At 64.2% G+C, this 21,057-nt stretch carries 14 protein-coding genes; 9 read left to right on the forward strand and 5 right to left on the reverse strand.

Annotation, left to right across the window (positions count from 1 at the left end; all coding sequences use genetic code 11):
- The first annotated feature begins 85 nt into the window (after positions 1-85).
- From AC56KZ_RS15765 to AC56KZ_RS15775, 3 genes are read left to right on the forward strand one after another with little or no spacing between them, the layout of a single operon-like run.
- Positions 86-3,643, forward strand: coding sequence for a transglycosylase domain-containing protein (locus tag AC56KZ_RS15765; RefSeq protein WP_497163124.1), 3,558 nt, complete (start codon positions 86-88; stop codon positions 3,641-3,643).
- A gap of 1 nt (position 3,644) precedes the next feature.
- A complete protein-coding gene (locus AC56KZ_RS15770) occupies positions 3,645-5,054 on the forward strand; it encodes a TAXI family TRAP transporter solute-binding subunit (protein WP_497163125.1) in 1,410 nt (469 codons plus the stop codon).
- Positions 5,055-5,111: 57 nt separating this feature from the next.
- The gene (locus tag AC56KZ_RS15775; protein WP_497163126.1) at positions 5,112-7,055 is read left to right on the forward strand and encodes a CocE/NonD family hydrolase; all 1,944 of its coding nucleotides are present in this window, start codon (positions 5,112-5,114) and stop codon (positions 7,053-7,055) included.
- Between the two features lie 4 nt (positions 7,056-7,059).
- On the opposite strand, the gene AC56KZ_RS15780 is transcribed toward AC56KZ_RS15775, so the two are convergent.
- Positions 7,060-7,518: a rhodanese-like domain-containing protein gene (locus tag AC56KZ_RS15780; protein ID WP_497163127.1), complete on the reverse strand. Its 459-nt coding sequence runs from the start codon at positions 7,516-7,518 to the stop codon at positions 7,060-7,062.
- 261 nt (positions 7,519-7,779) lie between these two features.
- Here AC56KZ_RS15780 and glnA point away from each other — a divergent pair, with 261 nt between their 5' ends.
- The 5 genes from glnA to corA all read left to right on the forward strand — a co-directional run bounded on the left by glnA (position 7,780) and on the right by corA (position 13,561).
- Positions 7,780-9,195, forward strand: coding sequence for a type I glutamate--ammonia ligase (gene glnA, locus AC56KZ_RS15785; RefSeq protein ID WP_497163128.1), 1,416 nt, complete (start codon positions 7,780-7,782; stop codon positions 9,193-9,195).
- Positions 9,196-9,382: 187 nt separating this feature from the next.
- Positions 9,383-9,913 (forward strand): DUF4124 domain-containing protein, encoded by a 531-nt coding sequence (locus tag AC56KZ_RS15790; protein ID WP_497163129.1) that lies wholly within the window; start codon positions 9,383-9,385, stop codon positions 9,911-9,913.
- Positions 9,910-11,010 carry a nitrogen regulation protein NR(II) gene (gene glnL / locus AC56KZ_RS15795; RefSeq protein ID WP_497163130.1) on the forward strand — a complete coding sequence of 367 codons (1,101 nt, stop codon included), beginning with the start codon at positions 9,910-9,912 and terminating at the stop codon, positions 11,008-11,010. The genes AC56KZ_RS15790 and glnL overlap by 4 nt, the downstream gene beginning before the upstream one ends.
- An 86-nt stretch (positions 11,011-11,096) precedes the next feature.
- A complete protein-coding gene (gene ntrC / locus AC56KZ_RS15800; protein WP_497163131.1) occupies positions 11,097-12,539 on the forward strand; it encodes a nitrogen regulation protein NR(I) in 1,443 nt (480 codons plus the stop codon).
- A 53-nt stretch (positions 12,540-12,592) separates the two neighbouring features.
- Positions 12,593-13,561, forward strand: coding sequence for a magnesium/cobalt transporter CorA (gene corA, locus AC56KZ_RS15805; RefSeq protein ID WP_497163132.1), 969 nt, complete (start codon positions 12,593-12,595; stop codon positions 13,559-13,561).
- Positions 13,562-13,570: 9 nt separating this feature from the next.
- Here corA and AC56KZ_RS15810 read toward each other — a convergent pair whose 3' ends face one another.
- The 3 genes from AC56KZ_RS15810 to AC56KZ_RS15820 all read right to left on the reverse strand — a co-directional run bounded on the left by AC56KZ_RS15810 (position 13,571) and on the right by AC56KZ_RS15820 (position 17,355).
- Positions 13,571-14,674, reverse strand: coding sequence for a GGDEF domain-containing protein (locus tag AC56KZ_RS15810; RefSeq protein ID WP_497163133.1), 1,104 nt, complete (start codon positions 14,672-14,674; stop codon positions 13,571-13,573).
- A gap of 117 nt (positions 14,675-14,791) precedes the next feature.
- The gene (locus tag AC56KZ_RS15815) at positions 14,792-15,706 is read right to left on the reverse strand and encodes an EamA family transporter (protein ID WP_497163134.1); all 915 of its coding nucleotides are present in this window, start codon (positions 15,704-15,706) and stop codon (positions 14,792-14,794) included.
- 2 nt (positions 15,707-15,708) lie between these two features.
- Positions 15,709-17,355 (reverse strand): NAD(P)/FAD-dependent oxidoreductase, encoded by a 1,647-nt coding sequence (locus AC56KZ_RS15820; protein ID WP_497163135.1) that lies wholly within the window; start codon positions 17,353-17,355, stop codon positions 15,709-15,711.
- A gap of 502 nt (positions 17,356-17,857) precedes the next feature.
- Here AC56KZ_RS15820 and AC56KZ_RS15825 point away from each other — a divergent pair.
- Positions 17,858-20,893, forward strand: coding sequence for a TonB-dependent receptor (locus AC56KZ_RS15825; protein WP_497163136.1), 3,036 nt, complete (start codon positions 17,858-17,860; stop codon positions 20,891-20,893).
- Between the two features lie 82 nt (positions 20,894-20,975).
- Here the strand turns inward: AC56KZ_RS15825 and AC56KZ_RS15830 are convergent.
- Positions 20,976-21,057: IS3 family transposase (locus AC56KZ_RS15830; RefSeq protein ID WP_497163137.1), on the reverse strand; the 82-nt coding region annotated here is incomplete at its 5' end.

The raw sequence follows: 21,057 nt of genomic DNA on the forward strand, positions 1-21,057 counted from the left end.
TCGGCCACCCGAACAGATCCTCAACGGAATGGCGGGCAGGTTGACAGGCATTGCAGGAAAAACGATTCAAACCGGTTAAGCCATCATGGAAAGCACTCGCCGTTTCAAACGGCCACGTAAGGTATTTCGCGCGGTGCGCAACCTGCACACCCGCTCCGACGGCAATGCCGCGCCAGTCATGGACGCGCAAGCCCTCGAGGCGCCGCAATACGACACCATCCCCCATCTGTCGCTCGTTACCGGGACGGGCACGGGCGCGGCTGTCGCCGAACCCGTGTCCGGGGCCGCCGGCGATCCTCCCGCGGTCGAGCCCGATCACGAGCGCGAAGGCGAGCCGCCGCGCGGCAAGGGCCGCGGCAGGGGCATCCTGATCGGCCTGCTGCTGCTGGCGGTTGCCGCCGGCTCGGCCTATGCCGTCTACGAAACCCGCACCTCGACCCTCCAGGCCAAGCTGTTTGCCGGCATGATGGAAGACGTCAACTTCCGCATGGCCAAGGGTCCGAGCGACTCCATCCGTTTCCCGGCCATGAGCCCGTATGACGCGCGCCTCGGCTACGCGCACATGCCCGCCTATCTGGCCAGGCTGCAGACGCGCGACTACACCATCGACTCGCAGGCGCGCATGTCGCCGAAGATGCTGGAGCTGGCCGAGCGCGGCCTGTTCGCCACCTACCAGGAAAAGACCCGTACCGGCCTCGAGATCCTCGATTGGCAGCGCCAGCCGCTGTTCGGTTCGAGCTTCCCCGAGCGCTCCTACGAGCGTTTCGAGGACACGCCGCAACTGCTGGTGCAAAGCCTGCTGTTCATCGAAAACCGCGAGCTGCTCGACCCGGCCTACCCGAAACGCAATCCGGCCGTCGAATGGGACCGCTTCTCGAAAGCGGTGTTCGACAAGGCCCTGTCCTCGGTCGGCATCGGCGGCGGCGGCCGCGTCGCGGGCGGCTCCACGCTGGCCACCCAGATCGAAAAATACCGCCATTCGCCGGAAGGGCGCACCGCATCGCTCGAGGACAAGCTGATCCAGATGGCCTCGGCCACGCTGCGCGCCTACCGCGACGGCGAAGACACCACCGGCACCCGGCGCCAGATCGTTCTCGACTACCTGAACACGGTGCCGCTGTCGGCCAAGCCCGGCTATGGCGAAGTCAACGGCATCGGCGACGGCATGTGGGTCTGGTACGGACGCGATTTCGCGAAAGTGAGCAAGGCCCTGAAAGGCCCGCTCAACACCAGCGAGGCCGTGCTGATCTACAAGGAATCGCTGTCGCTGATGATCGCGCAGCGCCGTCCCGCCTACTATCTCGGCGCCGGCAAGGCCGACCTCGAAACCCTCACCGACAGCCACCTGCGCGTGCTGGCCCAGTCCGGCGTGATCACGGCGCAGCTGCGCGATGCCGCGCTGCGCGCCAAGCTGCGCCCGGCGCTGGGCTCCGGGGTCGAACCTCCGGCCGCCAACGCCTTTGTTTCGCGCAAGGCCGCCAACGCCGTGCGCAACCACCTCGGCTACATGCTGGGCGAATCGCGCCTGTACAACCTCGACCGCCTCGACATGTCGGTGGTGTCGACGCTCGACGGCCAGGTACAGCAGGCCGTGACCAGCATGCTGCGCCAGCTGACCACGCCCGAAGCGGCGGCAGCGGCCGGCCTCACCGGCAAGGGCCTGCTCGGCAACGGCGACCCGGCCAAGGTGATCTACAGCTTCACCCTGATGGAGCGCGGCGAGAACGTCAATTACCTGCGCGTCCAGACCGACAACTACGACCAGCCGCTCGACATCAACGAACAGGCCAAGCTCGACCTCGGCTCGACCGCCAAGCTGCGTACGCTCGTCACCTATCTCGACATCGTCGACCAGCTGTACCGCCGCTACGAGCCGCTCGACCCGAAAGCGCTGCGCCAAGCGCGCATCGATCCGAAGGACCGGATGAGCCAGTGGGCGGTCGAGTATTTCCTGGCGCTGCCGGCAAATGCCGACCGCAGCCTGAAACCGATGCTCGACGCGGCGATGCAGAGAAAATATTCGGCCAACCCGGGCGAAGGCTTCTTCACCGGCGGCGGCCTGCATTACTTCGGCAACTTCAGCAAGCTCGACAACTCGAAGATCATGACGGTGCAGGAAGCGCTGCAACAGTCGACCAACCTGGTGTTCGTGCGCATGATGCGCGACGTGGCCCGCTACTACATGTTCCAGCTGCCGGGCTCTTCCGCCGCGCTGCTGGCCGACAACAATGACCCGCGCCGTGCCGACTACCTGGCGCGCTTTGCCGACAGCGAAGGCAAGACCTTCCTGGCCAAGTTCTGGAACAAGTACAAGGGCAAGAGCACGGCCGAAGTCAATGCGCTGCTGCTGGCCGGCGTGCGTCCGGTGGCGTCGAAGCTGGCCGCCGTGCACCGCACGATCGCACCGAACGCCAGCCTGCAGCAGTTCGGCGCCTTCATCAAGCAGTCGCTGCCGACCAACGAAGTCGACCAGGAACGCATCGAGAAGATGTACGAGATGTACGCGCCGGCCAACATGTCGCTGGCCGACCGTGGCTATGTCGCGTCGACCCATCCGCTGGAGCTGTGGCTGGTGGGCTACCTGCGCACCCATCCGAAAGCGACCTGGAGCGAATCGGTGGCGGCCAGCGTCAAGGAGCGCCAGGAAGTGTATTCCTGGCTGTTCAAGACGAATCGCAAGAACGCCCAGGACAATCGCATCGCCGGCCTGCTGGAAGTCGAATCCTTCCTGAAGATCCACGCCCAGTGGAAGAAGATGGGCTACCCCTTCGATTCGCTGGTGCCATCCTACGCGACGACGCTGGGCGCGTCGGCCGACCGTCCCGCCGCGCTGGCCGAACTGATGGGCATCATCATCAACGGCGGCGTGCGCAAACCGGTCGAGCGCATCGATTCGCTGCACTTCGCCAAAAACACGCCCTACGAGACCCTGGTCAAGCGCTCGGGCAAACTCGAGCACGAAGTGGTGCTGTCGCCGGAAGTGGCGCGCACCGTGGCCGACGCCATCCGTGGGGTGGTGTCGAACGGCACCGCCAAGCGCGTCAAGACCGCGTTTGCCATGGCTGACGGCAACGTCGTTGCCCTGGGCGGCAAGACTGGTACCGGCGACCAGCGTTTCGACGTGTATGCCCGGGGCGGACGCCTGATCGAGTCGCGCTACGTGAACCGGTCGGCGACCTTCGTCTTCAACATCGGCGAGCGCTTCTACGGCAGCATGACGGCCTATGTGCATGGCCCGCAGTCGGAAAACTACGACTTCACCAGCGCCTTGCCGGTGCAGTTGCTGACCACGCTGGCGCCGAGCCTGATGCCGATGATCGAAGGCTCGCGTGGCCGCGTCCCGGCGCAATTGCTGCAGCCGCAGCCACCGAAGCCGGAATCCAAGCTGGCGCAGGCGCAACCGGCAGCAGCGAAGCCGGCGGACGGGCAGCCGGCGCAAGCGCAGGCCCCGCAGCCTGCAGAACCAAAAGCGGCGGAACCGAAACCCAAGGCGGTGGAACCGAAACCCAAGGCGGCGGAACCGAAGCCAAAGGCGGTGGAGTCCAAGCCAAAGGCGGCCGAGCCGAAGCCCAAGCCGAAGGCGGAGCCGGCGGAATCGAAGCCGAAGGCGGAGCCGGAGCCGCTGCAGAACCCCCTGTTCTGAAGTGAGGGGAACACCCGCTGGCGAACGCGCGCGCCGGGCCAGCCGGCGCGCCGTCTCGAGTATCCGCAATTTCAGTTTCGTCTCCCTGCGCGACCTGGTGGTCGCGGCGGGGCCGACGGTCATTCTCGTCAGCATCGCCTGTTTTGTTGCCTGGCTGCTGGTCGATCCGGCGCCGCCACGCCAGGTGCGCCTGGCCACCGGGCAGGAGCACAGCGCCTACGAAGCCTTCGGCGCCCAATACGCAAACAATCTACAACGCGACGGCATCGCCGTCAGCCTCCAGCCCACGCTCGGCTCCCAGGAAAACCTCGAACGCCTGCAGCGCGGGCAAGCCGACATCGCCTTTGTCCAGAGCGGCTCGACAGTGGGCGAGCAGGCCGGCAAGCGCGGCCTGGTGTCGCTGGGCAGTCTGTTCACCGAACCGGTCTGGCTTTTCCTTCGCGAGAATGTCAAGGCCGACAAGCTGACCGGCCTGCGCGGCCTGCGCATCAACCTCGGGCCGGAAGGCACGGGCGTGCCCAACCTGTTCCGGCAGGTGCTGGCGGTCAATGGCGTCGAGCCGAACGAACTGACCATCGGCGCGCTCGAGAACACGCCAGCGACCGTCGAACTGCTGGAAGGACGCATCGACGGCCTCGTGTTCAGCTCGGCGCCGGAAGCGCCGCTGATCCAGATGCTGCTGCAAACGCCCGGCATCCGCCTGTTCAACTTCAGCCAGGCCGAAGCCTATACGCGGCGCCTGCCTTTCCTGACCCACGTGACACTGCCGCGCGGCATCGTCGACCTCGGGCGCGACATCCCGGCCCAGGACTACCACCTGATCGCGCCGACCGCCACGCTGGTGGCGCGGGAAGACCTGCATCCGGCGCTGGTCAACCTGTTCGTCAAGGCGGCAGTCGAAATCCATGGCGGGACAGGGTGGTTCCAGCAGCAGGGGCAATTCCCGTCGCCCAAATACACCGAGATTCCGGTCTCGAACGAAGCGGCGAAATACTACCGGGACGGCCCGCCCTTCCTGCAGCGCTACATGAGCTTCTGGCTGGCCAACCTGTTCGACCGGCTGTGGGTGGTGGTCGTGGCGCTGGCAGCGCTGGTGATTCCACTGTCGAAGATCGTGCCGCCGCTATATGTGTGGCGCGTGCGCTCGCGCGTCTACCGCTGGTATGGCGAACTGCGCGCGGTCGAGCAGGCCTGGGAAGGCGCGACGCTGGAGAAAGACGAGGCCGGGCGCGAGATCGTGCGCAGCGACCTGCTGCGCCGCCTCGACGAGATCGAAGAGAGCGTGAACCACATCTCGATTCCGCTGGCCTACGCCGACGGCCTGTACGGCCTGCGCGGGCACATCAATATCGTGCGCCAGCGGGTGGCGGCCAGCGTGCTTGCCGTGCCCGGCGCCACCTTGCCCGAGTAACAATTTTTTGCGGAATCCGATTACACTGGCGGCCCCTGTGTACTCCGAAAGAATCCGATGCGTCGTCCGCTTCCCCTCCTGGCCTTGAGCATTGCGCTGGCACTTGGCTCTCCCCATGCGCTGGCCAATCAGGCAAGCGAGGCGCCCGCCGCGAAACGCAACCTGCGCGCCAGCTACACCAAGTACGAAGTCCAGATCCCGATGCGCGACGGCGTCAAGCTGTTCACGACGGTGTATGCGCCCAAGGACAGCAGCCGCAGCTATCCTTTCCTGATGCAGCGCACCCCCTACAGCGCCGGCGTGCAGGCCGAAGGCGAGCTGCGCTACGGCGTCGACTGGTTCCCGGAATCGATCGGGCCGTCGCGCGAGTTCGAGGATGCCGGCTATATTTTCGTGAAGCAGGACGTGCGCGGCCGCTTCATGTCGGAAGGCAAGTGGCAGGAGATGACGCCGCACGGCAAGGCCAAGCGGCTGGCGGGCGAGGGCGAGGAAAGCCAGGACATGTTCGATACCGTCGAATGGCTGCTCAAGCATGTTCCGAACAATAACGGCAAGGTCGGCATCCACGGCATCAGCTATCCGGGCTTTTACGCCGCGGCCAGCATCATCGATTCCCATCCGGCGATCAAGGCCGCCTCGCCACAGGCGCCGATCGCCGACCTCTACATGGGCGACGACTCGTATCACGGCGGCGCCTTCATGCTGGCCGCGAACTTCGACTTCTACGCCGCCTTCACCGAGGCGCCGAACCCGACGCCCCTGCCGAAAACGCGCGCCGACTTCGACTACGGCAGCACCGACGGCTACGATTTCTTCCTCGAGCGCCTGACCCTGGCCAATATCGTCGCCAGCATGAGCGAGCAGCAGCGCGCGCTGTTCCTGCCGAACGTCGAACACGACACCTATGACGAATTCTGGAAGTCGCGCGCCATCGGCCCGCGCCTGAAGAAGGTCAAGGCCGCCGTGCTGACGGTGGGCGGCTGGTTCGACGCGGAAGACCCGGAAGGCCCGTTCACGACCTACAAGGCCATCGAACAGCAGAACCCCGGCATCCAGAACGCGCTGGTGATGGGGCCCTGGGTGCACGGCGGCTGGGCGCGCGGCGAGGGCGCCCGCCTCGGCCACGTTTCCTTCGACAGCAAGACCTCCGAGTACTTCCGCAAGGAGCTGCAGTTCCCCTTCTTCGAGCAGCACCTCAGGAACGGCAAGCCGGCGGCCGCTATTGCCGAGGTCACCGCCTTCGAGACCGGCAGCAACGTCTGGCGCCGCTACGCCGCCTGGCCGCCGGCGCAGGCCACGGCGCGCACGCTGTATTTCGGTGCGAACGGCAAGCTGGAGTGGAAGCAGCCCGCGGCAAGCCCTGGCGCCGGCTACGACGAATACGTGGCCGACCCGAAAAAGCCCGTGCCCTTCATCGGCTACCCGGCCACCGGCGTGCCGCAGGAATACATGGTGTCCGACCAGCGCTTCGCCGCCCGCCGCCCCGATGTGCTGGTCTACCAGAGCGAAGTGCTGGAAGAGGACGTGACGATCGCCGGACCGGTGACGCCGAAGCTATTCGTGTCGACCACCGGGACGGACGCCGACTGGGTGGTCAAACTGATCGACGTCTATCCGGCGGCCTACCCGAGCACGCAGGAAGCGCGCAGGAGCGGCGACGTCGGTGCACCAGGCTTTGCCATGGGCGGCTACCAGCAACTGGTGCGCGGCAATCCGCTGCGCGGCAAGTTCCGCAACAGCTTCGAGACGCCGGCGCCCTTCACGCCGGGCAAGGTCGAGGCCGTGAATTTCGGCATCGGCCAGGTTAACCACACCTTCCGCCGCGGTCACCGCATCATGGTGCAAGTGCAGAGCAGCTGGTTCCCGCTGGTCGACCTGAACCCGCAGACGTTTACCCACATCCCGAAGGCGAAGCCGGAAGACTTCATCAAGGCGACCCAGCGCGTGTATCGCGCGCCGGGAACCGCCTCCGGCGTGCAGGTGCTGGTGACGCCGCGTTAAACGGTCACGCGCCGACCCAGGGCAGCCCGGCCTTGCACCAGCCGCCAATGGTCTTGCGGTGGCCTTCGGCATCCTTGTCGCCTTCGAAGCCTTCGAGGATGTCGAACGAATTGGCAAAACCGAGTTCGGTCGCCACACGGGCGCTGTGGCGCGAGCGCACGCCAGAGCGGCACAGGAAGAGCAGGATGTCGTCCGGGCTGGCCAGCTGCGTCAGTTCCTCGCCAAATTGGGGATTGGGCTGGCCGCCGGGGTAGGTTGCCCATTGCAGCGCCAGGTGCTGGCTGGCGGGCACAGCGATGCGCCCGACCCAGTCGCGCTCGGCGTCGGTGCGCACGTCGACGATCCTGACTTTGGGGTCCGCCTGGACCAGGGCAAAGGCTTCCTGGGGGGTGACCGCGCCGGCGTAAGGCTGGTCGGGAGCACGGGCGCGTGCGCTTGCGAGAATGTCGTCGGTGCTAGTCATGCTGTCCTTGTCAGAAAAACGCAGCCATTCGGTGCGGCCTTGCGAAAACGGTGCACACTGCGTCAAAATGGTGCGCTTTTGCTATTTTGCACCAAAACAGTGCAATCAATGCACCACGTACGAAAACCACGGTGTCCAAAGAGTTTATGGTTAAACTCTCGGCTTGCCAAAGAACGATTGCGTATTTGTTCATGCAAATAAGCTGGCACGCTTTGTGCATTAACTGCAGTAATCAGGCCCAAATTCATTCAGGAGAAACGCATGGCAAAGACCGCCGCAGATGTGCTGCAGATGGTGAAGGACAACGAAGTCAAGTTCGTGGATTTCCGCTTCGCGGATACCCGTGGTAAAGAGCAGCATGTCACCGTTCCTGTGTCGCATTTCGACCTCGACAAGTTCGAGTCGGGCCACGCCTTCGACGGCTCGTCGATCGCCGGCTGGAAGGGCATCGAAGCATCGGACATGCTCCTGATGCCGGACCCGAACACCGCCAACATCGATCCCTTCATGGAAGAGACGACGATGTTCATGCAGTGCGACGTCATCGAGCCGACCGACGGCAAGGGCTACGACCGCGATCCGCGCTCGATCGCCAAGCGCGCCGAAGCCTATCTGAAGTCGACCGGCCTGGGCGACACCGCCTTCTTCGGCCCGGAGCCTGAATTCTTCATTTTCGATGCCATCCGCTGGAAAATCGACATGTCCGGCTGCTTCGTGAAGATCGAATCCGAAGAAGCCTCATGGTCGACCGACGCCAAGCTCGACGGCGGCAACAGCGGCCATCGTCCGGGCGTCAAGGGCGGCTATTTCCCGGTGCCGCCGGTCGACAGCTTCCAGGACATGCGCTCGGAAATGTGCCTGATTCTCGAATCGATGGGCATCCCGGTCGAAGTCCACCACCACGAAGTGGCCGGCGCCGGCCAGAACGAAATCGGCACCCGCTTCTCGACCCTGGTCGAGCGCGCCGACTGGACCCAGAACATGAAGTACGTGATCCAGAACGTCGCCCACAGCTACGGCAAGACCGCCACCTTCATGCCGAAGCCGATCAACGGCGACAACGGCTCGGGCATGCACGTGCACCAGTCGATCTGGAAAGACGGCAAGAACCTGTTCGCCGGCGACGGCTATGCCGGCCTGTCGGACACGGCGCTGTACTATATCGGCGGCATCATCAAGCACGCCAAAGCCCTGAACGCGATCACCAACCCGGGCACCAACTCGTACAAGCGCCTGGTGCCGGGCTATGAAGCGCCGGTCAAGCTGGCATACTCGGCCAAGAACCGCTCGGCCTCGATCCGCATCCCGCACGTCGCCAACCCGAAGGGCCGCCGCATCGAAGTGCGCTTCCCGGACCCGCTGGCCAACGTCTACCTGTGCTTCTCGGCGCTGATGATGGCCGGCCTGGACGGCATCCAGAACAAGATCCATCCGGGCGAAGCGGCCTCGAAGGACCTGTACCACCTGCCGCCGGAAGAAGACAAGCTGATCCCGACGGTCTGCGCCTCGCTCGAAGAAGCGCTCGAAGCCCTGAACGCGGACCGCGAGTTCCTGACCCGCGGTGGCGTCTTCAGCGACAGCATGATCGACGCCTACATCGAACTCAAGATGCAGGAAGTGCAGCGCATGCGCATGACGCCGCACCCCCTGGAGTTCGACATGTACTACTCCGCATAAGCGTTCCGCCTGAGCGCTCGGCATAAACCGGCGAAAACAGCGACCTGTTGCGCTACGGCATCAAAAGCTGTAAGCCTAAGTAACAAACGCGGGGAAGGCCAGTGGCTTTCCCCGCGTTTTTATTTGGATGCGGTATATTCGGCTCAACTTCACTTGCACGGCAACCGTGCTGCTCCTGACGATGCGAATGATAAAGATCGATTTTCGCCGCGGTGCGGCCCTCCTGGCCGGCATGCTGGCGCTGCAGTTCGGCGCCCCGGCCCAGGCCCAGGTCTACCGCTGTACCGATGCAAACGGCAACAAGCTGTACACCGACATGAAGAAGGGCAATTGCGAGTTGATCGACGCGGGGTCCCCCGCACCGCGTCCCCCTGCGGCCTCGGCGATGATTCCGTCGGTGCGCCCGAATAACCCGGCGCCGTCCGCCTCGGGTACGGCGACGCCGCCGGCAAGCCCGGCAAACTTCCCGCGCGTGGACAGCGCGCAGCAGCGTGCGCGCGACGACGACCGCCGCGGCATCCTGAACGAGGAACTGCGCGCCGAGGAAAAGAAGCTGGCGGACCTGAAGTCGGTCTTCAAGAACGGCGAGCCTGACCGCCAGGGCAACGAGCGCAACTACGCCAAATACCAGGAACGCGTGGCCCAGATGCGCGACGAGGTCAACCGCACCGAGCGCAATATCGAGGCGCTGCGGCGCGAAATCGCCAACGTCAGATGACCGAACCCGAGCACGAACGCGAGAAGGGAGGCCAGCAATTCCAGGCCCGCTTCGCCGGCCTGGAATTGCTGGCCTCGAGCGTGCTGCTGGTGGACCGGCTTGATCTCGTGCGCTATGCCAACCCGGCTGCCGAAAACCTCCTCGACGCCTCGCTCAAATCGCTGTCGCGCCAGACCCTGGCAGCGCTGTTTTCGAATGGCGGCGAGCTGGCCGCGCTGTGCGCCCAGGCGCGCGCCCACCAGTACGCTGACCTGCGCCAGGACCTGGCCCTCGAGCGTCCCGGACGCGAAACCCTGCATGTGCACAGCATCGCCAGCGCCATGGACGACGGCGAAGTGCTGGTCGAACTGCGCGAAAACGTCCAGCAGCTCAAGCTCGACCGCGACGAGCGCTTCCTCGACCAGAGCCAGGCCAACAAGGAACTGATCCGCAACCTGGCGCACGAGATCAAGAACCCGCTGGGCGGCATCCGCGGCGCGGCCCAGCTGCTCGAGCTCGAGCTGCCGCCGCTGCACCTCGGCGAACTGAAGGAATACACCCAGGTCATCATCAAGGAAGCCGACCGCCTGCAGACACTGGTCGACCGCCTGCTGGCGCCGCACCGCAAGCCGCATATCGTCGGCGACGTGAATATCCACGAAGTCTGCGAGCGCGTGCGCAGCCTGGTGCTGGCCGAGTTCCCGCATGGCCTGGCGATCCGGCGCGACTACGACGCCTCGATTCCCGAGTTCCGCGGCGACCTCGAACAGCTGATCCAGGCTGTGCTGAACATCGTCCACAACGCTGCCCAAGCGCTGTCCGGCCGCATCGCGCTTGGGGACGCCGAGATCGTTTTGCGCACCCGGGTGGCGCGCCAGGTGACGCTGGCGAAGGTGCGCTACGGGCTGGCATTAGACTTGCATATCATTGACAATGGACCGGGCATCGCACCGGAGATCCGCGACCGTATTTTCTACCCGCTGGTGTCGGGCAGGGAAGGCGGCAGCGGCCTGGGGCTGACGCTGGCGCAAACCTTCGTGCAGCAGCACCTGGGCATGATCGAGTGCGAAAGCCGGCCTGGACTGACGGATTTCCGGATCCTGCTGCCGCTGCATTAAGTGAAAGGTTCACGTTAACGTTCACCGGCGGCAGTGACCCGGCCGCCGCGTCCACCTTTGAACTTCGATTGCGGAAAGCCGAACACATGAAACCAATCTGGATTGTCGACGACGATGCATCGATCCGCTGGGTGCTGGAAAAAGCCCTGGCGCGCGAGAATCTGGAGACGCGCAGCTTTTCCAACGCGCGCGAGGCGCTGGCCGCCTTCGAAACGGAGATGCCCCAGGTGCTGGTGTCGGACATCCGGATGCCCGGCGAATCCGGGATCGACCTGCTGCAGGCCGTCAAGGCGCGCCATCCGGGGCTGCCGGTCATCATCATCACCGCGTTTTCCGACCTCGATTCGGCCGTCTCGTCGTTCCAGGGCGGGGCTTTCGATTACCTCGCCAAGCCCTTCGACATCGACAAGGCGGTGTCGCTGATCCGGCGCGCCCTCGAAGAGAGCCTGCGCGAAGCGAGCGTGGAGGCCGCGCCCGCCGAGACGCCGGAAATCCTCGGCGTGGCGCCGGCGATGCAGGAAGTGTTCCGCGCCATCGGGCGCCTGTCGCAGTCGAACGTCACGGTACTGATTACCGGCGAATCGGGCACCGGCAAGGAGCTCGTCGCCAGTGCCCTGCACAAGCACAGCCCGCGCGCGCGCCAGCCCTTCATTGCGCTGAACACGGCGGCGATTCCGAAGGATTTGCTCGAGTCCGAACTGTTCGGCCACGAGCGCGGCGCCTTTACCGGCGCCCAGGCGATGCGGCGCGGCCGCTTCGAGCAGGCCGAGGGCGGCACTCTGTTCCTCGACGAGATCGGCGACATGCCCTTCGATTTGCAAACCCGCCTTCTGCGGGTGCTGTCGGACGGCCATTTCTACCGCGTCGGCGGGCACCAGCCCGTGAAAGCCAACGTGCGCGTGATCGCGGCGACCCACCAGAACCTCGAGCAGCGGGTGCGCGACGGCCTGTTTCGCGAAGACCTGTATCACCGCCTGAACGTGATCCGCCTGCGCCTGCCGAGCCTGCGCGAACGGGTGGAGGACATTCCGCTGCTGGCGCGCCACTTCCTGGTGCAGAGCGCACACCAACTGGGCGTCGAGACGAAGCGCATGAGCGCCGACGCGATGCGTTTTCTGTCGAACCTGGATTTGCCCGGCAACGTGCGCCAGTTGGAAAACCTGTGCAACTGGATCACCGTGATGGCTCCGGGCCAGACCGTCGAGGTCAAGGACCTGCCGCGCGACCTGACCCAGGCGCCGCCAGCGGCCGAGGCGCCGGCCGCGGCGGCCCAGCCGTCGTCGACGCCGGCCCAGGCCGCGTCGCCGGAGGGCTGGACCGGCCTGCTTGAGCTGCAGGCCGCGAGCATGCTCAGCGCCGGCCAGTTCGAGGTGATGGACACGCTCGGCAAGCAGTTCGAGTCGGTGCTGATCAAGGCCGCCCTGAAGCACACCCACGGCCGCAAGAACGACGCCGCGCTGCGCCTGGGTATCGGCCGCAACACCATCACCCGCAAAATCGTGGAGCTGGGCATCGACGACGCGGGGTAGGGACCGCCGGATAGTGTAAGCTCTCGCCTCCGCCGTCCCATCCATTCCACTCCATGCTGATTAACTGCGTCGCCTACCAGGAAGGCAAAAAACTGTCCGATATTCCGGTCGAGGATATCAGCGAGTACCTGAAACAACCCGATTGCTTCGTCTGGGTCGCGCTGCGCGATCCGGAGCTGAGCGAGCTGGCCAAGATGCAGGAAGAGTTCAGCCTGCACGAGCTGGCCGTCGAAGACGCCTCGCGCGGCCACCAGCGTCCGAAACTCGAGGAATACGGCGATTCGGTATTCGCCGTCGTCCACACCGTCAACCTGAACGGCGACGAAATGTGTTCCGGCGAGGTGGCGATTTTCGCCGGCCCGAATTACGTGCTGTCGGTACGGCGCGATTCGGCCCAGGGCTTCCTCGGCGTGCGTGCACGTACGGAACGCGATCCGCGCCTGCTGAAAATGGGTTCCGGCTTCGTGTTGTATGCGCTGATGGACGCGGTCGTCGACCGTTATTTCCCGATCGTCGACAAGCTCGAATCCGACCTCGAATCGATCGAGGACCGCATCTTCGGCGGCCAGGGCGCGCAGCGCGACAACATCGAGCATTTATACGACCTCAAGCGCAACACGCTGGTGCTGCGCCATGCCGTCATTCCGCTGATGGACGCGGTCGGGCGCCTGCACGGCGGCCGGGTGCCGACGGTCGCCTGCAACACCCAGGAATACTTCCGCGACGTCCACGACCACCTGCTGCGCATCTCGGGCCGGCTCGACACCATCCGCGACACCATCGCCACCGCGATCCAGGTGACGCTGTCGATGGTCACCATCGAAGAAAACGACGTCAACAAGAAGCTCGCCGCGTATGCCGCGATCTTCGCCGTGTTTACGGCCTTTGCCGGCGTCTGGGGCATGAATTTCGAGTTCATGCCCGAGCTGAAGTGGAAGTATGGCTATCCGACGGCGGTCGGGTTGATGTTCGGCGTCTGCGGCTACCTGTATTACCGCTTCAAGAAATCGGGCTGGCTATAGCCCGGGGCTTCAGGCTGCCAGGACTTCGCGCTCGGCGGAGACGACCTGGTTGCGGCCCGATGCCTTGGCGGTGTAGAGGGCGGCATCGGCGCGGCTGATCGTTTCGGAAAAACGTTCACCCTGGCGGAACTGGGCAATGCCGATGGAAACCGTCACCTGGGTCAGCGAACCGAGTTCGCCCAGGGGCAGGGCCGCCACGCGCTGGCGGATGCGTTCCGCGAAGGCCTCGGGGTCGAAGCTGTCGGAGCTCTTCAGGATCAGGATGAACTCTTCCCCGCCATAGCGGCCGAAACAGTCGTTGTCGCGCACTTCGCCCTGGATCGAGGTGGCCACCGCTTGCAGCACCAGGTCGCCGGCGGCATGGCCGAGGGTATCGTTGATCCGCTTGAAACGGTCGAGGTCGATCAGGCAGATATGGAAGGTACCGTCGTTCGCCTGCGCGCCCTGTTCCTCGTCCTGCATGCGCTCCCAGATATAGCGGCGGTTGAAGATGCCGGTCAGCGGGTCGCGAATGGCGAGCTGGTGAATGACGCCGTTTGCATCCTGCAGCCGGCGAAAGGCTTTTTTGCGCGAGGCGTCGACCATCAGCACGAAACACACCATGCCAATCGCCAGGAATTCCAGGCTGAAGGTATACAGGAAGTCCGTGTACTGGTGGGCGTCCACCGGCGGGACCGCGGCGTTACCGTAGAGCTGGTACAAGGCAACCAGACTGGCGCTCATGATGCCGAGCCAGACCAGTCCCGACATCACGCTCCCCAGCAGGATGGCGATGGTCGGCATGGCGATGAACCACATGCTGCCGGGGGAATTGACGCTGCCCAGGTAGACGGATTCGTAGAGTTTGAAGATGAATAAGCTGATCAGGAAACTCTCGCGTGCAATCGAGAGGCTCGCGGTTTTGACGTAGATCCAGGGCGCGGCGATCATCACCACGCCCGCCAGGGCCAGGCTGGAGGCCAGCTGCCAGATCCCCAGCAGCGTGAATTCGAGAACGAACGCGATCACGACAGGCACAGCGAGCAGGGCCAGGTTGAGCAGCCTGACAATGTCGTCCGCCTCTTCGGAATTCGGGTCGACGTCAGGAGGCGTGACGCGCGCGAGCAAGGACAAGTAGCTGTGTCGAAGGAAGTTCGTCAACCGCTCCATAGTTTGTCACCGTCTAATCAAGGATGTATAACCTAGCATTATAGAATGTTGCGAGTTGGAAATGTTCTTTCATCACATTTTTTATGGCGCACTGTCTTTTTTTGGAATGGGATCGGCGCGTGTCGCCGTGGCCGTACTACCCGCGGTAGCGGCGATGATCAGCGCGATCGCCAGCCATTGCAGCTTCGACAAGCGTTCGTCGAGCACGAGATAGCCGGCCAGCGCGCCGATTGCCGGACCGGCGCTGACCAGGATGCCGAACAGGCGGCGCGGCAGGCGCGCCAGCGCCGCAATTTCGAGCGAGTAGGGCAGGATGCTCGACAGGACCGCCACCGCCAGCCCCGCCGCCAGAACGCCCGGGGCGAACAGCGCGGCGCCGGCCTGCGCCAGGCCCACGGGCACCGCGCAGAAGGATGCCACCAGCATCCCCCAGGCCACCGCATGGCCGCCTTCCAGGGTCGAGACGCGCTTGCCGAACACGATGTACATGGCCCAGCAGAAGGCCGCCCCCAGCGCCCAGGCGACGCCGATCGGGTCGAGCGCGGGGGACGACGCGTTGCCGGACACAGCAGGAGCGAGGGGCGACAGCAGCCAGAGGCCAATGGCGGCGCAGGCAACCCAGGCCACGTCGCGCGGGCTGCGCGAGGAGAGCAGCACCAGCGCCAGCGGGCCGGTGACCTCGATCGCGATCGCCACCCCGATCGGAATCCGTGCGAAGGCGGCGTAGATGCTCAGGTTCATGCAGCCCAGCATCAGCCCGTAGACGAGCAGGTTGCGCGCGTCGGCGCGCCCTGGCAGGCGGCGCCAGGGCCGCCAGAAGGCCAGCAGCAGCAGGGCCGCCAGCCCGACCCGCAACGCCGTCACGCCGGCGCTGCCGACCAGCGGAAACAGGCCCTTGGCAAAGGCGGCGCCGACATTCACCGACACCATCGAGGCCAGGATGGCCAGCGCCGGCGCCACCGCGCGCACCGGCTGGTCGGCCTCCAGGCGCGGCAAGCTTATTCCTGCAGCGCGGGCACCGGCACGCCCATCGCCAGCGCCACCGCTTCGGCAACGCGGATGCCGTCCACCGCCGCCGACATGATGCCGCCGGCATAGCCCGCGCCTTCGCCGGCCGGGAACAGGCCGCGCGTATTCATGCTTTGCAGGTCGTCGTCGCGGCGCTTGATGCGGATCGGCGACGAAGTACGCGTCTCGACACCGGTCAGCACCGCGTCTTCCTTGTAATAGCCCTTGATCTGCTTGTCGAAGGCGACAAAGGCTTCGCGCATCGCGACGATCGCATAGTCGGGCAGGGAAGGGGCCAGGTCGGTCAGGTGCACGGCCGGTTTGAAGGAGGGGATCACCGAACCGAATTCGGTCGAGGCCACGCCGCGCACGAAGTCGCCCATCAGCTGGCCCGGCGCGTTGTAGTCGCTGCCGCCCAGGACATAGGCGCGCGACTCGAGTTCGCGCTGGAAGGCGATGCCGGCCAGCGGATTGCCTGGAAAACCGGGAAAATCCTCGGGCGTGATGCCGACCACGATGGCGCTGTTGGCATTTCTCTCGTTGCGCGAATACTGGCTCATGCCGTTGGTGACGACCCGGCCTTCTTCCGAGGAGGCGGCCACCACCGTGCCGCCCGGGCACATGCAGAAGCTGTACACCGAGCGCCCGTTCGAGGCGTGGTGGACGATTTTATAATCGGCCGCGCCGAGGATCTTGTTGCCGGCGTTCGGGCCGAAGCGGCAGACGTCGATCAGCGACTGCGGGTGCTCGACCCGGAAGCCGATCGAGAACGGTTTCGCTTCCACATACACGCCGCGCTTGTACAGCATCTCGAAGGTGTCGCGGGCGCTGTGGCCGACCGCCATCACGAGGTGATTCGTCGGGATGTGCTCGCCGCTGGCCAGCACCACGCCGCGCACCTGGCGCACGCCGTTTTCCTCGCTCACGACGATGTCGTCGACGCGGGTCTGGAAGCGGAATTCGCCGCCCAGCGAAGTGATCTCGGCGCGCATCTGCTCGACCATCTTGACCAGGCGGAAGGTGCCGATGTGGGGTTTGCTGACATACATGATTTCTTCCGGCGCACCGGACTTCACGAATTCGGTCAACACCTTGCGCCCGTAATGCTTCGGGTCCTTGATCTGGCTGTACAGCTTGCCGTCCGAGAAAGTGCCGGCGCCACCTTCGCCGAACTGCACGTTCGATTCGGTATCGAGTTTGCGCTTGCGCCAGAAGCCGAAGGTGTCGACGGTCCGCTCACGCACGATCTTGCCGCGTTCCAGCACCAGCGGGTTCAGGCCCATTTGCGCCAGGATCAGGGCCACGAACAGGCCGCAGGGGCCGGTGCCGACCACGATCGGACGCGGCGCGCCGGCGGGCGGGCGCGCCGCGTCGACGAATTTGTAACCGGTGTCGGGCGAGGGCCGGATGCCCGGGTCTGCCTTGATCCGCGCCAGTGCCGCTCCCTCGTCCCTGACCTCGACGTCGATCGCGTAGATCAGCACGATCGCCGCGCGTTTGCGCGCATCGTAGCTGCGCTTGAAGACGTTGAAGTCGATCAGCTCGCCAGCCTCGATGCCGAGCCGCGCAACGATGGCGTCGTGCAAGGCGTGCTCGGGGTGGTCGAGGGGGAGTTTGAGTTCGTTAATTCGAATCATGTCGGAGTCAGTCGCAATGAGGCAGGGCCAGCAGGTCAATCCTCTATTTTACCGTTGATCCGCTTCCCCGACCAAGGCGCACCCGCTCGGTGCGGGCGCATTCTATTGCGGTGCAATATATCCGAGGCTGACGCGCCCCTTTGCAGGCGGCATTCACGGCAAATGAAAGATGTTGAACATATTTAAAGCCGCGAGCGGCGCTTTTTCGCACGGCGGGCAGTTCGCGCTTTTTTGCCTTGCACTGCACCAGTGCGGAAAATTCAAATCACCGAATTTTTTCGAATTCGGTTTAACTGTTGTTTATATGCACGTTAGAAATTGTTGTTCGTTGACATTAGCAGTTTTGATATGGTTTTATGTCCCCCGTCAGATAACGTTTGAACGCATTCAATCGAAATTTGAGACTGATTAATCTGCTGTCCCAGAAAATCGAGGACGCAGTGATAAAACGCAGTACGTAAGATTTAAAAAAACTTTAACAGGGAGAGTTATGTTGCATTCGGTGAAACAACGTTCACGAGTCGCCACGCTGCGCCGCTCGGCTATTTCGGTCGCAGTCGGCATGTGCTTCATGGGCGCCGCATTGGCTGCCGAAACGGGCGGCCTGCGTATTTCCATTACCAGCCCGCAAGGCGTGCCGGTCGCAGGCGCGACGGTGAAAGTCAGTTCCCCAAGCAGCCTGGTAACCCGGACCGCCGTGACCGAAGCCGATGGCTCGGTCCGTATCGCGGGCCTGGATCCGGCAACGGACTACAAGGTTGAAGTCGTCGCCCCTGGCTACCAGAACTTCGCCGCGACGGAAGTTGCGATCGTCAGCAACCAGAACCCGCTCGTGACCTACACCCTGGGCGCAGCAGGCGCCGCAGGCGCAGCCGCCGGTACTCCTGGCGTGCAGCAAGTCATGGTCTCGGGTTCGCGCCTGGTCCGTGTCGACACGACCTCGGCAACCGTCGGCACCATTCTCAACCTGGGCGTCGTGGAATCGCTCCCGACCGGCCGTAACTACCAGAGCTATCTGCAGCTCGTGCCTGGCGTGAAGCCTTCCGCAGGCGGCAACCCGTCCTCGAAGTCCGGCGTGAACTATTCGGACATCGGCGGCGCAACCGGCACCTCGTCGGACAACGTCTACATCCTCGACGGCGTCGACGTCACCGACGGCAGCACCGGTACCTTCGGTTCGAACATCAACTCCGAGATCATCCAGGAACAACAGATCCTGACCGGCGGTATCCCTGCCGAGTACGCGGGTGGTTCGGGCCTGGTCTCGAAAGTGGTCACCAAGTCGGGTAGCAACGAGTTCCACGGCTCGATCAACTACTACCTCCAGAACGACAACCTGGTCGCCAAGTACGACGTGCCGACCAGCTCCGGTTTCTCGACCTACGATGCGGCCGTCACCCTGGGTGGCCCGATCATCAAGGACAAGCTGTGGTTCTTCGGTTCCTACCAGAAGAAGGCGCGCGAGACCGATGTCGTCAACTTTGGTACCAACCAGTTCATGCGTACCGTCAATCGCGACGAGCGCCTGGGCTTCGCAAAGCTGACCTGGCAGGCCACCGAGAACGACCGTCTGACCGCGTCCTTCTTCAATGACCCGACCAAGATTTCCGGCACCACGACCGCGACCACGCTGAACAACCGCGACACCCGTCGCGTGCAGGGCGGCGAAAACTACAACGTCCAGTACACCCGCGACATGGGCAACCTGCGCGTGAACGCCTACGCTTTCCGCCACCTCGGCGAAGTGTCGGACTACGCGGCCGACCAGTCGCCACGCAACAACGTCGCTTTCCGCAACAACTCGGCCGCGACGCTGGAGCAGCGCAGCCTGGGTGGCTTCGGCACCGACACGATCACCGAACGTAACCGCGACGAAGTCGGCTTCAACGCCGAATACTTCCTCGAGACCGCCAACATGGGCACCCACACCATCAAGGGTGGTTTCCTGGTCTCGGAGAACGTGTACTTCGAAGACTCGCGCTACACCGGCACCGAAAAGGCAATCTACACCTCGATCGCCGCCGCCAACAACGGCGTGAGCTTCGCCGAGTTCATCGGCAGCGGCTGGACCGGTACCCGTGCCATGGTCGCCGCCGACGTCCCGCGCGTCCAGACCGCCATCAACGGCGCTTCCGCCGCTGACAAGGCCTACTACACCAACCTGATCGACACCAACCGCGACGGCGTGGTCTCGGATGCCGAAGTGCGCGCGGTACGCTTCAACACCACCGCCGGCAACCCGGGCGGCCAGGTCAACCAGTACCGCATCGTCGAAGCCCAGGCTGCTCCATACAGCGTGGAAGCCACCGGCAAGGCCTTCTACCTCCAGGATACCTGGACCAAGGACCGCCTGACCGTCGGCGCCGGCGTGCGTGCGGAAGAGTGGAAACACTACGATTCGAAGGGCAACGATTCGGCCAAGTTCAAGTGGAAGCTGGCCCCGCGTTTCAACGTGGTGTATGACCCGACCGGCGAAGGCCGCACCAAGGTCTGGGCCTTCCTGGGCCGCTACTATGACCCAGTGCGCACCAACATGTCCGACTTCGCCGGTAACCTGACCGGTCCGGTCCTGGAAGAGCAAGTCCGCCTGGGCGACCGCTGGCTGACCTTCCGTACCCGTGGTGGTGAAAAGACCCCGGATGCGATCTTCTCGCCATCGACCAAGACCCCGTACACCGACGAGTTCATGCTCGGCTATGCGACGAACCTGGGCCGCGATTACACCGTGTCGATCGCTTACACCAAGCGCCAGACCCGCGACATCCTGGAAGACTACGACCTGCACCTGTACTCGGACCCGACCAACACGCCTAGCATGGAAGGTTATGCGGCGCCAAGTTCGGCCTTCTACCTGCCGTACTCGTACTTCGGCTTCAACGGCGCACCGAACGCGAACTACGTGCTCGGTACCCTGGCAGGCGGCAAGCGCGACTACCAGGGCGTGGAAGTGAGCCTGACCAAGGCCAAGCGCGACAACTGGATGGGTTCGGCGTCGTACACCTGGAACGAAGCGAAGGGCAACACCAACTCGGACAGTAACGCCGACTTCCAGGGTGACTGGATCGCCCTCGACCCACGTGCTCCGAACGCCTACGGTCCACAGCCAGGCAACATCAAGCACCAGGTCAAGGGTTACGCCACCTACTACTTCAACAACGGCCTCGAGCTGAGCGCTGTTGCTAACTGGAATAGTGGCCTGCTCTACACCCGTGCCCAGCTGATCTCCGGCCGCTACCTGCCGGTGATGGACGATGCCTACGTCGTCGGCAACACCCTCGACACCTGGATCAAGCCAGGCGTCATCGGCGCCGAAGAAGGTCCTTCGTACTACACCCTGGACATGCGCCTGAAGTACGCGTACAAGTTCGGCGGCAGCCAGAAGGTCGAGTTCTTCCTCGATCTGTTCAACGTGCTGAACAAGCAGTCGCCTACCGCGGCACTGGCACTGGAAGCCGGTAACGGCCCAACCAAGTTCGGCCAGCCAACCAGCTTCGTCGAGCCACGCCGCCTGTACCTGGGCGCACGCTACTCGTTCTGATCGACGAGCAAGCAAGGAGCGATCGTCTCTGAAACCGGCCCCGAAAGTGAACTGACCCCCTAAAGTTGGACGGTTAAGTTTGCTAGGCGGCCAAGGGCTGGGTTCTGTATTGCACAGGACTCAGCCCTTTTAGTTTCATCTTGATGCGGTCGTGATTGTAGTAG

Source organism: Telluria sp. LT2P34, from assembly GCF_059685915.1.

Excerpts from the sequence above, each read along its gene's own strand:
- AC56KZ_RS15765 (WP_497163124.1), top strand. The coding sequence starts at position 86 with ATGGAAAGCACTCGCCGTTTCAAACGGCCACGTAAGGTATTTCGCGCG.
- AC56KZ_RS15775 (WP_497163126.1), top strand. The coding sequence starts at position 5,112 with ATGCGTCGTCCGCTTCCCCTCCTGGCCTTGAGCATTGCGCTGGCACTT.
- AC56KZ_RS15780 (WP_497163127.1), bottom strand. The coding sequence starts at position 7,518 with ATGACTAGCACCGACGACATTCTCGCAAGCGCACGCGCCCGTGCTCCC.
- glnA (WP_497163128.1), top strand. The coding sequence starts at position 7,780 with ATGGCAAAGACCGCCGCAGATGTGCTGCAGATGGTGAAGGACAACGAA.
- AC56KZ_RS15790 (WP_497163129.1), top strand. The coding sequence starts at position 9,383 with ATGATAAAGATCGATTTTCGCCGCGGTGCGGCCCTCCTGGCCGGCATG.
- glnL (WP_497163130.1), top strand. The coding sequence starts at position 9,910 with ATGACCGAACCCGAGCACGAACGCGAGAAGGGAGGCCAGCAATTCCAG.
- ntrC (WP_497163131.1), top strand. The coding sequence starts at position 11,097 with ATGAAACCAATCTGGATTGTCGACGACGATGCATCGATCCGCTGGGTG.
- corA (WP_497163132.1), top strand. The coding sequence starts at position 12,593 with ATGCTGATTAACTGCGTCGCCTACCAGGAAGGCAAAAAACTGTCCGAT.
- AC56KZ_RS15820 (WP_497163135.1), bottom strand. The coding sequence starts at position 17,355 with ATGATTCGAATTAACGAACTCAAACTCCCCCTCGACCACCCCGAGCAC.